The sequence below is a fragment of the Enterobacter chinensis genome (assembly GCF_034008295.1).
Taxonomy (GTDB): Bacteria; Pseudomonadota; Gammaproteobacteria; order Enterobacterales; family Enterobacteriaceae; genus Enterobacter; species Enterobacter chinensis.
This window is the reverse complement of the sequence record NZ_JARDVI010000002.1, coordinates 700,168-712,807: the sequence shown is the minus strand read 5'-3', so window position 1 is coordinate 712,807 and position 12,640 is coordinate 700,168. Positions and strand designations below refer to the sequence as shown.

Here is a 12,640-nt window from a genome sequence, read left to right as displayed (position 1 = left end):
AGGATGAAAGCCTGGTTCACTGGAGAAGATAAAAATGGTACGTCGTCTGCTACAACTTTATGTCGGTTTAGGGCTGTATGGCCTTTCCACCGCGATGTTTATTCGTTCCGATTTGGGCGTCGATCCGTGGGATGTTTTCCATCTTGGGGTGGGGATGCAGCTGGGGATGAGCATCGGGACGGTGATCATTTTAGTCGGCGCTGCGGTACTGCTGCTGTGGATCCCACTGCGTCAGATGCCGGGGCTTGGCACGATCAGTAACGTGATTTGTATCGGTCTGGCGGCAGATGCCAGCATGGCGCTTATCCCCGAACTGAGTTCGTTGCCCCTTCGAATCACGCTATTAGTCGGGGGCATTGTGATGAACGCAATTGCGACCAGCATGTATATCGGTGCCGGTTTCGGGCCTGGCCCGCGCGACGGCCTGATGACCGGTATTCATGCCCGGCTGGGATGGTCCATTCGCAGCGTACGTACCTCTATTGAGGTGTCTGTCCTGCTGATTGGCTGCGTGCTTGGCGGCACGTTTGGGGTGGGGACCGTATTATATGCCCTGACCATTGGCCCGCTTATCCAGCTCTGTTTGCCCTGGTTCCGCCAGAAGCCGCGCATTGCGGAAATTCCCCAGCCGGAGCGGGTTGTTTAATTTTGCGAAGCGCTCACATGTTTTAATGGCGTCGCTGTGCCAGAATAGAAACCCCGAAACACGCGATGCCAGAATGCATGAAAGCTATCACTCTCTATGATGTCGCCCTCCTTGCGGGGGTTTCTTATCAGACCGTTTCCCGCGTCATTAACGACGCGGAACATGTGTCTGCCCGCACGCGGGAAAAGGTGCAGCAGGCGATGGCGGAGCTGCACTACGTTCCTAACCTTCGGGCACAGCAGCTGGCGGGTAAACGCACCCGTACGCTGGGCCTCATCACTACCGATCTGGCCCTGCACGCGCCTTCGCAAATTGTATCGGCGGTAAAATCCCGTGCAGCAGAACAGGGGGCGAGCGTCCTCATTTCCATGGTGGAGCAACCACAGCAGTGTCAGACCGCGCTTCAGGCGTTGCTGGCGCAGCGCGTGGAAGCCCTGCTGGTGAATGTTCCGCTTGACGATGAACATGCCGAACAGCTCAGGGCGCTGGCGTCGCCTGTTCCGGTGCTGTTCCTTGATGTATCGCCCTCCGCGCAGGTAAACAGCCTTGTGTTTAACGCAGAACAGGGCGCGCGTCTGGGCGTTGAGCATCTGATTTCGCTGGGGCATCAGCGTATTGCCCTGCTGAGCGGGCCGGAAAGTTCTGTTTCAGCACGGGCGCGTCTGGCGGGATGGAAAGCCACCCTGACACGCGCGGGTCTGGAAGCCGTTGCAGTGGCATACGGTGACTGGAGCGCGGCCAGCGGATATGAGAAGGGGCATCTGCTGCTGTCTGGGGCATTACCGGATGCGATTCTGGTGGCGAACGATCAAATGGCGCTCGGGGTGATGCGCGCCTGCGCGGAAAAAGGGATCGCGGTGCCGGGCCAGATTTCCGTGGTCGGGTTCGACGATACGGCTGACAGCGCCTGGTTTTCCCCGCCGCTGACGACCATTCGTCAGGCCTTTCGCGAGGCGGGCGAGCGCAGCGTGGAGTGGCTGCTGGCCCCCACCGGGGGCGAAACGTGCTGGCAGGTTCAGCTGCCGGTTACGCTTGTTACCCGTCATTCCAGCGCGCGCCATGCTCCCCAGCAGGCTGAACGAGAGGAGCTGGCCCAGCAGCTCAGAAGTCTGGCACTGCTGGCCGAGCAGCTTGCCCGCAAATAAGACTTTTGTGATCTGACTCGCTACCCCGCGATTGAACGCTTTACCGTCGCAGAGTGCCAGGGCATGTTAACCAAAATTGTGAGCGCTTCGCAAAGAGGTTGATATGTCCAATACCCCATCGCTGACCCTCAGCGCCATTCTGGCCCGACGAGACTGGGAAAATCCGGGAGTTACCCAGTGGAATCGCCTGGCCGCACACGCGCCTTTACACAGCTGGCGTAATGAACACTCTGCCCGGGACGACACTGGATCCGTCAGCAGGCGCACTCTCAACGGGGTGTGGCGATTCAGTTTTTTTGCTGCGCCCGAGCAGGTTCCTCAGGCATGGGTAACCAAAGATTGCGACGATGCCGTTGCGATGCCCGTGCCGTCTAACTGGCAGATGCAGGGGTTCGATACGCCCATCTACACCAATGTGACCTATCCCATACCCGTTAACCCGCCTTTTGTGCCGCAAGAAAACCCGACCGGCTGTTACTCGCTCACATTTGACGTGGAGGAGGCCTGGTTACAGAGCGGGCAAACCCGCGTTATCTTTGACGGCGTGAACTCGGCGTTTCATCTGTGGTGCAACGGAGAGTGGATAGGCTATTCCCAGGACAGCCGACTGCCCGCCGAATTTGACCTCTCGGCGGCATTGCGCCCCGGGCAGAACCGCCTGGCGGTCATGGTATTGCGCTGGAGCGACGGCAGTTATCTGGAAGATCAGGACATGTGGCGCATGAGCGGCATTTTCCGCGATGTGACCTTACTGCATAAACCCGAGACGCAGATTGCCGATTATCACGTCCTGACAGACCTGAATGCGGAACTGGACCGCGCGGTGCTGAAGGTTGACGTCGCCCTGCAGGGAGCGCAATTTTCGACGTGTGAAGTGGCCTTTACCCTGTGGCGCAAGGGGGAGAAATGCGCCAGCGTTGTCCAGCGCCCGGGATCTGCCATTGTTGACGAACGCGGCAGCTGGGCCGAGCGCTTAAAGGTAACGATCCCCGTGGTGTCCCCCGCGCTCTGGAGCGCGGAAACGCCAGAACTGTATCGCCTGACGATGGCGCTGCTTAACCCGCGGGGGGAAGTGCTGGATATTGAGGCGTGCGATGTTGGCTTCCGCCGCGTTGAAATCTGCAACGGCCTGCTGAAGCTCAACGGTAAACCGCTGCTGATTCGCGGGGTTAACCGGCACGAGCATCATCCGGAAAACGGCCAGGTGATGGACGAAGCGACCATGCGTCGTGATATCGAAGTCATGAAGCAGCATAACTTCAACGCCGTGCGCTGCTCGCACTACCCGAACCATCCGCTGTGGTACCGGCTTTGCGATCGCTACGGGCTGTACGTCGTTGACGAAGCCAATATCGAAACCCACGGCATGGTGCCGATGAGCCGCCTGGCTGACGATCCCCGCTGGCTGCCCGCCATGAGCGAGCGCGTGACCCGCATGGTGCAGCGCGATCGTAATCACCCCTCAATTATCATCTGGTCGCTGGGCAATGAGTCTGGTCACGGCGCAAACCACGATGCATTGTACCGCTGGGTGAAGTCCACGGATCCGACGCGCCCGGTACAATACGAAGGCGGTGGAGCGAATACGGCGGCGACCGATATCGTCTGCCCGATGTACGCCCGTGTCGATCGGGATCAGCCCTTCCCGGCGGTGCCTAAATGGTCAATCAAGAAATGGATCGGCATGCCGGATGAAACGCGTCCGCTGATCCTCTGTGAATACGCCCACGCGATGGGTAACAGCTTCGGTGGGTTCGCGAAATACTGGCAGGCGTTTCGCAGCCATCCTCGCCTGCAGGGAGGGTTTGTCTGGGACTGGGTCGATCAGGCCCTGACGAAGAAAGACGAAAATGGTAACGCGTTCTGGGCCTACGGTGGGGACTTTGGTGATAAACCGAACGATCGGCAGTTCTGCCTTAATGGCCTGGTCTTCCCCGATCGCACGCCGCACCCGGCGCTGTACGAAGCGCAACGCGCGCAGCAGTTTTTTACCTTTACACGTGTAAGCACCTCTCCGCTGGTGATAGAGGTACAAAGCGGCTACCTGTTCCGCCACACCGATAACGAAGTACTGAGATGGACGCTTGCCCGTGACGGGGAAGTGCTGGCCGCGGGCGAGGTTACGCTCGCGATGGCCCCTGAAGGCGCTCAGCGTGTTGAGATCGCCCTGCCAGAGATGAAGGCCGAACCGGGTGAGGTCTGGCTGAACGTTGAAGTCCGCCAGCTGCTGGCAACGCCGTGGTCACCGGCTAATCATCGCTGCGCATGGGAGCAGTGGCCGCTTCCGGCTCCGCTCTTTATTGCGTCACCAGTGTCTGCGGGCGAACCTCCGGTTTTGATGCAAAACGAGCGCATGCTGGAGGTCACGCATCGTCAACAGCGCTGGCAGTTCGACTGCACCTCAGGCAACCTGACGCAATGGTGGCACGAGGGCGTTGAAACGCTGCTCGCCCCGGTGACGGATAACGTGAGCCGTGCACCGCTGGACAATGACATTGGCGTGAGTGAAGCGACGCAAATCGATCCGAACGCGTGGGTTGAACGCTGGAAAGCGGCGGGCATGTACGATTTCACCTCGCGCGTGCTGCACTGTGAGGCAGAGCAGCACGCGGGCGACGTCGTGGTCACCACCCTGCACGTCGGGGAGTATCACGGCAAAGCGCTGTTCCTGAGCCGCAAAACCTGGCGGGTGGACGATCGGGGGAGGCTGCACGGTGATATTCAGGTCGATATTGCGTCCGATATTCCGGAGCCTGCGCGCATTGGACTGAGCATTCATCTTGCCGAAACGCCGGAAAACGTTCACTGGCTGGGGCTGGGACCGCATGAAAACTACCCGGACAGAAAGCTGGCAGCAGAACAGGGGCGCTGGACATTACCCCTGGAGGCCATGCATACGCCGTATATCTTCCCGACGGAAAATGGTTTGCGCTGTGATACCCGCGAACTCGTGCTTGGAGCGCATCAGCTGAATGGCGCGTTCCATTTCTCAGCGAGCCGCTACAGCCAGCAGCAGCTGCGTGAGACAACCCATCATCATCTGCTGCGGGAAGAGCCGGGATGTTGGCTCAACCTTGATGCGTTCCATATGGGTGTGGGTGGCGATGACTCCTGGAGCCCCAGCGTTTCGCCGGAATTTATCCTCCAGAAACGCCAGCTTCGTTATTCCTTCTGCTGGCAGCAAAGCCTTAACTGACCATTGAGAGGCGGCCACGCGGCGTGGCCGCTGGCTTACGCCAGAATTCCGCTCAGGCCATGCAGGCTCATGTAAATCCCTACTACGGTTATCAGCGCTGCGGAGATCCACGGCGCTTTGCGGGAGAATTCGCTAAAGCCGGGCCAGCGTTTTGTCGCATGTTTGAGGCTTAAGGCGGCTATTGCGCCGGAAGCGACCAGCGTTAACGCCAGACCAATACTGAAGCTGAACACCAGCGTCGCGCCGAGGGCAAAATGCTTTAGCTGCAGGCAGATGAGTAGAACGGTGATGGACGCCGGGCAGGGAATGAGTCCTCCCGTCAGGCCAAACATCACGATCTGTCCGGTGGTGACGTTTTGACCGTTGAAACGCCGGTTAATATCCTGCGCGTGCGCGCGCTGGTGGGCGTCCTGCCACTCGTCATCAACCAGCGGGTGTTCGTGGTGGTGATGATCGTGATGGTGGTCATGGTGATGATCATGGTCGTGATGATGATCGTGCGGCTGGCTCTCTTTCCAGGTTCGCCACGCCATCCACAGAGCGATTGCAACGATTAATACGCCAGAGATCAGCTGGAACCAGGGCTCGGACGTATGCGCATCCCAGCCCCGTCCGAACCATAATCCTGCCATGGCAATAATCCAGACCACCGCCGTATGGGAAAGCGTTGCCGCAAGACCGAGCAGTACCGCCTGCTTCAGCGTGCCGCGGATGGCCACGATAAAGGCGGCCATCATCGTTTTCGAGTGGCCCGGCTCCAGGCCATGTAGCGCACCGAGCAGAATAGCGCTGGGGACAAACAGCCAGGCATTGCCCTGCTGCAGGAGTGAAGCAAAATCGTTCATGGAAAATTCCGGAGTGGAAAGCGTGACCTGATACTACTCCCCCCCAGTAGATTAATACTACCCCCCAGTAGAAAAATACTCAGGGGGAGTAGAGCGTGATATGCTTTAAATGCCAAAAAGATAAGGGTTGAAGAGATGTCACATACCGTTCGCGACAAGAAAATGTTATTGACTCGCCTGAAGAAAATTCAGGGGCAGAGTAACGCTCTGGAGAAAATGCTGAATAGCGATCACGAATGCGCCGAGGTATTACAGCAGCTGGCGGCGATCCGCGGGGCGGTCAACGGCATGATGATGCAGGTGATCGAAGGGCACTTAACCGATCATGTGGTGAAAGAGCCTGAAGAAGCGCAGCGTGAAGCCGATCTTGGCGTGGTGTTGCAGGTGATCAAATCCTATCTTAAGTAGAGTGCGTTCCGAGGTTATTTTCTGCCCAAAGAATAAATTCCGTTTTTGGCAGCGCTTTGCTGTAGTACCACCCCTGCCCATATTGCACGCCGTGTCGGTGCAGCCAGGCGAGCTGCCCTGCGGTTTCGACACCCTCTGCCACCATCGCCAGCTTCAGCGACTTCGCTATTTCAATGATGTGTGGCGTCACGTTTTTATATTCCAGCGCATCCACGAACGACTTATCGATTTTTAGCGTGTCGACGTCCAGATCCTGCAGATAGCTCAGGCTGGAATAGCCCGTGCCAAAATCATCAATATAGACAGGGTGTCCCGCGCGACGGAATGCGGCGATAGCCGGTGCGCTTATTTTGGGATCGGCAAAACCGCGCTCGGTTAACTCAAGGGCGATCTGTTTTGGATGGACTTTCCACTTATTCAGCAATTGACTCAGCAGAGGCGGCAGGATGCCGGTGGTTAAATCGGCAGGCGCGAGGTTGATGGAGATATGCTGATCCGGATGATGTTGTAGCCAGTGGCCCATATCTTCAAACACCTTTTCGATGACTAACTGCGTGAGCTGCGAGATGAGCCCCGTTTGCTCGGCAAGGGGAACAAAGATATCAGGCGACAGACTACTTCCGTCTGGCTGGGGCCAGCGCGTCAGCGCTTCTGCACCCACGATTTTTCCGCTGCACAGCGCCACGATGGGCTGGTAGTGAACCACAAAATCGCGGCTGTTAATGGCGTCAAGCAGGCGATTGCGCGGCGACTGGATACGGCGCAGTATCCGCAGGACAAAGAGCGCGGCAAGCAGGCTCATCAACATGCCGAACGGTAACCAGAAAAGAAGCTGCCGGTGCCAGGTTTCAGCCAGCGGTTTAAGCGTTGCCCATGCGACGACGGTAAACCCCAGTTCAGGTACAGACTTCATGACGTACATTGAACCGTTGTACTGAACGCTGGTCACACCCTGCTCCTGAATCATGTCGCGGATATGCGGATCGAGCTTATTGCTGCTGGCGAATATGCGGTGTGTTGTGCTTCCTACCAGGGCGGCATCAATCGCTATCTCACCGAAAGGGATCACATCCACAAGTGAGGCTGGATCGATCATGACAAGGTAATGACCTTTTCCCAGCACGGCCATGTAGTGGTGAAAACCAAGATCGTTTTGCGTGGTCAGCCAGGCACTGTAACCATCTTCGGTAATGCGCATCGGCGGTGGGAAAGGGGAGGCATGGCTGGTTTGCTCCAGGGAGGAGCAGAGCGGTTGAAGGTTGTCGATATAAATCACTTCCTGGACGTATCGCCACGAGAAAGCGACCCTGCGCATCTCCCTTAACTGCAGAGGGCTACACGGAACCCCCTCAAATGCCTGCAGGTGATTGAGCGCTTCTTTTGCCTGCTCCACGACCCTGTCGGTTCGTACCAGAACGCGCGAGGCATAGTTCTCCAGCGCATCGACAAATTTATCTTCCGCCTGGCGATGGGCCAGCCAGATGCTCAGGCAAATGGGGACCAGTATAGAAAAGATAAGTACGCCAGTCACCAGACTGACCAGATGTCGGGTTTTCATGCCGTCGTGTCCTTCCTCGTATACCCATTCCTGGGCGCTGAGTTCCCTGCCTGAAGAGAAAGATTTTACCGCGAAATGATATAGTTATAGCACGTGGATGGCGTGGCTATCATTTTATCTAAGGCAAACCCGAAAATATCGTCAGCAGAGAGGGGTTGTTTTTTCAGTCTGGCCTGGATATTATTTTGTTATGTTATAACAAAACATAAGGGATTTACGATGAAGCCAGATATCCACCCTGCCTATCGCACCGTGGTCTTTCACGACACCAGCGCCAATGAGTATTTTAAAGTTGGCTCAACCATTAAAACCGAGCGCGAAATTGAACTCGACGGTGAAACGTATCCGTACATCACCATCGACGTCTCATCAAAATCGCATCCGTTTTATACCGGTAAGCAGAAAACATTCTCCACGGACGGCAGCACAGCGCGCTTCCGCAAGCGTTTTGGCGGCTTTCTCAATGCGAAGCGGGGCTAACCATGCAGGTACTTAACTCATTGCGCAGTGCAAAACAGCGTCACCCGGATTGCCAGATAGTCAAACGCAAGGGACGCTTATACGTGATTTGCAAATCCAATCCGCGCTTTAAGGCGGTTCAGGGACGTAAAAAAAGACGCTAGGCGCGTGTTTCTCGCCAGCTTTCCAGGGATCTTTTTTGTTTGCCATCGGCAGTAAAATTGTCGGTGGCAAGCCAGTTTTCAAAGGCGCTTGCCAGCGCTGGCCACTCTTTGTCGAGAATTGAAAACCAGTCGGTATCCCGGTTATGACCTTTAATGACCAGCGCCTGGCGAAAACGCCCTTCAAACTGAAAACCCAAACGCAGTGCCGCTTTGCGGGAAGGCTCGTTCAGACTATTACACTTCCATTCATAACGCCGGTAGCCAAGGGTATCGAACGCATACCGCATCAGCAGATACTGTGCTTCTGTCGACATTGGCGTGCGGCTTAACAGCGGAGAAAAGTGAACGTGCCCCACTTCCATAACCCCGTTTTTGGGATCGATCCGCATCAGGGACAGCGTCCCGACCGGAGACTGGGTCTGGTTATCCATAACGGTAAAGTGGATAGGATCGGATAATTCGCTCACGCTTGCCACCCATTCGGCAAACTCCTCCGCGGTGGCATCGGGTTCACGCAGTAGCCATGTCCAGCTGCGAGTATCTTCGGCCAGGGAATACGCGGAGAACAGTGCGTCGGCATGCTCCACTCGCAGCGGCTCAAGCCGACAATAGCGACCCTGAAGTACCACCCGGGACGGGTGCTGGCGAGGTTGCCAGTCGTTAAGGGGTTCGCCCACTGGCTGTCCGAACTGATTGAATGTCTTCATCTTAATTTCCGTGACGTTGAAAAGAGCTTCAGACTAGTGAATTGATGGTTCCTTAAAAAGAACCACTGCGCTATGTTTTGATGGTGCCACGAGGAGTTAAGATGAATATACCGGGTGATGAATTTTATACCTTGCTCAATGCTGCCCTGAAAACACGTGGGGAAGAGACGCTCCAGCGCACGCTCTATCTCGCTTTGCGGGAAGCCATACTGTGCGGAAGGCTACGGTCCGGCAGCCAGCTTTCCGGTTCGCGAACGCTGGCTCTGCAGCTCTCCCTTTCCCGCAATACCGTCAATGCGGCGCTGGATCAGCTCACGCTCGAAGGGTATTTGCAGCGTAATCGCCAGGGAACGCGGGTGGCACAGTTAGCTCACCGTTCTGTCACCCAAACATTGCCGGACCCTGCCATCACGCTGGCAAAACGGGTCGGCCTGCTGCCTGCGCCAGTGCCCCGGGACACGCCGGTTCTGGCGTTTACCCCAGGGACGCCGGCCATCAACTATTTTCCTCTGCCGCTGTGGCGGCGAATTTACGACCGCGTGATGCGGGAGGAGGGATATGCCCTGTTAGGGTATGGCGACCCGGCCGGCGAGCCGTCGCTGCGGGCAGCGATTGCCCGACACCTTGCACTGTCTCGCGGCATTGACTGCGACGCCAGCCAGATTGTAATAACGGAAGGGGCGCTTGAGGGCGTTAACCTGTGCACGATGCTGTTGAGTGAGCCAGGCGATGTCGCCTGGGTAGAAAACCCCGGCTATAGCGGGGCAAAGAGCGCGTTTGTTAAAACCGGCCTGACGATGACGGGAATACCGGTAGATGATGAGGGAATGTGCTGGGAAGGGCTGGATACACCTACTCCCTCGCTGATTTTTACCTCGCCTTCACACCAGTTTCCTTACGGGAGCGTGCTCAGTGCACGGCGGCGTCTGGCGTTGCTGGAACTGGCCAGACAGCATAACGCCTGGATTATTGAGGACGATTACGACAGCGAGTTCCGCTATACCGGTGAACCGGTGCCGGCCATGCTGGGCATGGTCGCTAACGCGCCCGTTGTGTATCTGGGGACGTTCAGCAAAACGCTGTTTCCGTCGCTCAGAATGGGGTTCATGGTATTGCCGCCAGCGCTGGCGAAAGCGGCTCGCCCGGCCATCGGCTCGCTGTTGCGCGGTGGGCATCGTGCTGAGCAGCGCACCCTGGCGCTGTTCATTGAAGAAGGTCACTACGCCCGTCATCTTGCCGCCATGCGTCGGCTCTACCGTAAACGCTACCGCCAGCTGCGTGAGGTGTTGGGCACAGAGCTTCGCACGCCGCACCGTATTCTCGCTGGTGAGGGCGGGATGCATCTGACGCTGGCGATAGACGGTATTGATGACCAGAAGCTGGTGGAGCAGGCGAGGGCGTTTCAGCTGGCACCCGCTGCACTGAGCGGGTATTACCTGGAGACGAAGCAGGGGCAAACCGGTCTGGTTTTAGGCTACGGTAATACCTCTGCTTCTCAGTTTGTGCCGGGGATCCGACGTCTGCAGGCGTTAATTACGCAGCAGCAGGGCGGGAAAGGGTAAAGACATCATAGAAAGAGAGCTGACCTTTGGTGGAGACCATTTTCTGCAGCTTCTCTTTTTGCCCGGTTTCCACTGCCGGAGAGTGCAGGATGCTCTCGATCAGCTCCGTAGGCACGAAACGCGTGTTGTACCACTCGCCGTTGTAGCAGACCCGGAAATCGAGGACGTCGATATCTTCGTAACGGTAGCGCGGATTTACGTCGAAAAAGAAAAAGGCGTTAAAGACGATAAACAGTACAACCAGCAGCCAGACAGAGTCCACCAGCGTTTCGGACTGCAGCATCACAATAAGCGTCGCCAGCCAGGCGGCATACATTGCGACAAACAGCCCAGGATGTTTGCGAATAAAGCTAATGCTAAAGCGCGGGCGATTATCGCGCTTTTCGCGGAGGTTAAGATCGTTGATGGTGGCGGTAAGCAGGCGCTGTATCTCGGTCATTATTTGCCTTCATGAGAGTTGACAATACAGGGTGTCTGCCAATTTTAGGGGAGCCATCAGAGTGAAAAAAGTAACAGTCTGGCGCTAAAAGACCATAACAGTTGGCTCCCTGATACTTCACAGCGTTTTGATGATTCTTGCCGGATTGCCGCCAACGACGACGTTTGCCGGGACGTCTTTCGTCACGACGGCGCCGGAGGCCACCACCACATTATCACCGAGGGTGACGCCAGGATTAATGACCGCCCGGCCGCCAATCCAGACATTATTTCCAATGTTGACGGGTTTTCCAAACTCCACGCCGCTATTACGTGCCTCTGCATCCAGGGGATGGGTTGCCGTATAAATATGAACACCCGGCGCAAGCATGCAGTTATCGCCAATATGAACAGGACAGACATCCAGTATCACGCAATCAAAGTTAGCGTAAAAGTTTTTGCCCAGATAAATGTTATATCCATAGTCACAGCGGAAGCTCGGTTCTATATAAGCCCCTTCGCTTTGCCCCAAAAGTTCCGCCAGAATGTTCTGGCGTTCTGTTTTTTCATCAGGGGCGGTGTGGTTATAGCGGTAAACCAGATGGCGGGCCCGCAGTCGATCGGCCCGTAACGTCTCATCGCCGGGACAGTAATGTTCACCTGCAATCATTTTCTGTTTTTCTACGCTCATGGGAAACCTCTCTGGATATGATTACTGCAGGGTAATCGTAACAGACCGGCAGGGGAACGTTCCCGAAAAGCTGATGTGACTGGTGTCACAACATTATTGCTGATGAACACGTTTTACACGGAGACCTGGCCTGGGCACAGGGAGCATAACGGGATAGGTAAATACAACTTAGAACGTGGCGTAGAACTCTACAGACACCCTTCAAAGATTAACGGACAAATTTCCACACAGAAGTAGGGATTTTGTCATACAGTTTATTCATTGTCAGCTCAGCAAGACGATGGTCAGCAGCTGAATAAAATACCGCCAGTTCATTATCCGAAAGCTCGTATTTATTCTTTTCAATGACGCGTTCGAGCGTGTCAATTGACTGACAACGTCGCAAGCGCATCAAATAATCGATCTTTGTGAGTGGTTTATCAGACATAAATTCACCTTAGTAATTGTAATAATTTTAACAGGAAAGACTAACCGGGTTAGCTCTGCTCACGTTGACGAAACAGCGGAATAGCCGGTTTCCCGATTTACGCCATTTTTGCAAATCCTGGGCGTTAATGCCGTAACTGCTGAACAACATAAAGGTGTCGTCCAGGTATTCATCAATTTGCTCAATGAGCTTATTATCTTCATTGTACTTAATTTTATAATTAAGTGCGAAGGTTGCGATATGCTCAATCAGCTCATTCAACTGTAAATTGATGGCAGACGTTGGGTCGTTTACCCAGCCATGGTTACTTTCATCAAGATTGGCAAGGCAGTCATGGTACAAGGATTCGCAGAGAAATTTCAACTGCGCGATATCATGCCTTTTTGGCGAGTACTCGTCCATAGCGCATCCCCTT

Annotated in this window: 14 protein-coding genes; 7 read left to right on the top strand and 7 right to left on the bottom strand. The window is 55.7% G+C overall.

Going from position 1 to position 12,640, the window contains the following annotated elements; translation table 11 throughout:
• Nucleotides 1-34: 34 nt before the first annotated feature.
• The 3 genes from yczE to PYW49_RS08340 all read left to right on the top strand — a co-directional run bounded on the left by yczE (nucleotide 35) and on the right by PYW49_RS08340 (nucleotide 4,987).
• Nucleotides 35-646, top strand: coding sequence for a membrane protein YczE (gene yczE, locus PYW49_RS08350; protein WP_047347262.1), 612 nt, complete (start codon nucleotides 35-37; stop codon nucleotides 644-646).
• 77 nt (nucleotides 647-723) lie between these two features.
• Nucleotides 724-1,791, top strand: coding sequence for a LacI family DNA-binding transcriptional regulator (locus tag PYW49_RS08345; RefSeq protein ID WP_320386218.1), 1,068 nt, complete (start codon nucleotides 724-726; stop codon nucleotides 1,789-1,791).
• A 103-nt stretch (nucleotides 1,792-1,894) separates the two neighbouring features.
• On the top strand, nucleotides 1,895-4,987 hold the full coding sequence (locus PYW49_RS08340) for a beta-galactosidase (RefSeq protein WP_320386217.1): 3,093 nt from the start codon (nucleotides 1,895-1,897) through the stop codon (nucleotides 4,985-4,987).
• Between the two features lie 35 nt (nucleotides 4,988-5,022).
• Here the strand turns inward: PYW49_RS08340 and PYW49_RS08335 are convergent, their stop codons facing one another.
• Nucleotides 5,023-5,832, bottom strand: coding sequence for a nickel/cobalt efflux protein RcnA (locus tag PYW49_RS08335; protein WP_134348606.1), 810 nt, complete (start codon nucleotides 5,830-5,832; stop codon nucleotides 5,023-5,025).
• Nucleotides 5,833-5,967: 135 nt separating this feature from the next.
• On the opposite strand from PYW49_RS08335, the gene PYW49_RS08330 reads away from it, so the two are divergent.
• A complete protein-coding gene (locus tag PYW49_RS08330) occupies nucleotides 5,968-6,240 on the top strand; it encodes a metal/formaldehyde-sensitive transcriptional repressor (RefSeq protein WP_024906840.1) in 273 nt (90 codons plus the stop codon).
• On the opposite strand, the gene PYW49_RS08325 is transcribed toward PYW49_RS08330, so the two are convergent.
• Nucleotides 6,233-7,798, bottom strand: coding sequence for an EAL domain-containing protein (locus PYW49_RS08325; RefSeq protein ID WP_320386216.1), 1,566 nt, complete (start codon nucleotides 7,796-7,798; stop codon nucleotides 6,233-6,235). The genes PYW49_RS08330 and PYW49_RS08325 overlap by 8 nt on opposite strands.
• 219 nt (nucleotides 7,799-8,017) lie before the next feature.
• Here PYW49_RS08325 and PYW49_RS08320 point away from each other — a divergent pair, with 219 nt between their 5' ends.
• Both PYW49_RS08320 and ykgO read left to right on the top strand, forming a co-directional pair.
• Nucleotides 8,018-8,278, top strand: coding sequence for a type B 50S ribosomal protein L31 (locus tag PYW49_RS08320; RefSeq protein WP_134348604.1), 261 nt, complete (start codon nucleotides 8,018-8,020; stop codon nucleotides 8,276-8,278).
• Between the two features lie 2 nt (nucleotides 8,279-8,280).
• The gene (gene ykgO, locus PYW49_RS08315) at nucleotides 8,281-8,421 is read left to right on the top strand and encodes a type B 50S ribosomal protein L36 (protein WP_003859006.1); all 141 of its coding nucleotides are present in this window, start codon (nucleotides 8,281-8,283) and stop codon (nucleotides 8,419-8,421) included.
• Here the strand turns inward: ykgO and PYW49_RS08310 are convergent.
• A complete protein-coding gene (locus PYW49_RS08310; RefSeq protein WP_320386215.1) occupies nucleotides 8,418-9,128 on the bottom strand; it encodes a GNAT family N-acetyltransferase in 711 nt (236 codons plus the stop codon). The genes ykgO and PYW49_RS08310 overlap by 4 nt on opposite strands.
• A 101-nt stretch (nucleotides 9,129-9,229) precedes the next feature.
• Here PYW49_RS08310 and pdxR point away from each other — a divergent pair, with 101 nt between their 5' ends.
• Nucleotides 9,230-10,690, top strand: a complete 1,461-nt coding sequence (pdxR, locus tag PYW49_RS08305; protein ID WP_320386214.1) for a MocR-like pyridoxine biosynthesis transcription factor PdxR — start codon at nucleotides 9,230-9,232, stop codon at nucleotides 10,688-10,690.
• On the opposite strand, the gene PYW49_RS08300 is transcribed toward pdxR, so the two are convergent.
• From PYW49_RS08300 to tomB, 4 genes are all read right to left on the bottom strand, one after another.
• Nucleotides 10,662-11,129, bottom strand: coding sequence for a YlaC family protein (locus PYW49_RS08300; RefSeq protein ID WP_320386213.1), 468 nt, complete (start codon nucleotides 11,127-11,129; stop codon nucleotides 10,662-10,664). The two genes, pdxR and PYW49_RS08300, sit on opposite strands and share 29 nt — an antisense overlap.
• Before the next feature lie 117 nt (nucleotides 11,130-11,246).
• The gene (gene maa, locus PYW49_RS08295) at nucleotides 11,247-11,798 is read right to left on the bottom strand and encodes a maltose O-acetyltransferase (protein ID WP_134348600.1); all 552 of its coding nucleotides are present in this window, start codon (nucleotides 11,796-11,798) and stop codon (nucleotides 11,247-11,249) included.
• A gap of 208 nt (nucleotides 11,799-12,006) precedes the next feature.
• Nucleotides 12,007-12,225: an HHA domain-containing protein gene (locus PYW49_RS08290; RefSeq protein WP_008499287.1), complete on the bottom strand. Its 219-nt coding sequence runs from the start codon at nucleotides 12,223-12,225 to the stop codon at nucleotides 12,007-12,009.
• Nucleotides 12,226-12,252: 27 nt separating this feature from the next.
• Nucleotides 12,253-12,627, bottom strand: a complete 375-nt coding sequence (gene tomB / locus PYW49_RS08285; protein WP_008499288.1) for an Hha toxicity modulator TomB — start codon at nucleotides 12,625-12,627, stop codon at nucleotides 12,253-12,255.
• Nucleotides 12,628-12,640 lie beyond the last annotated feature (13 nt).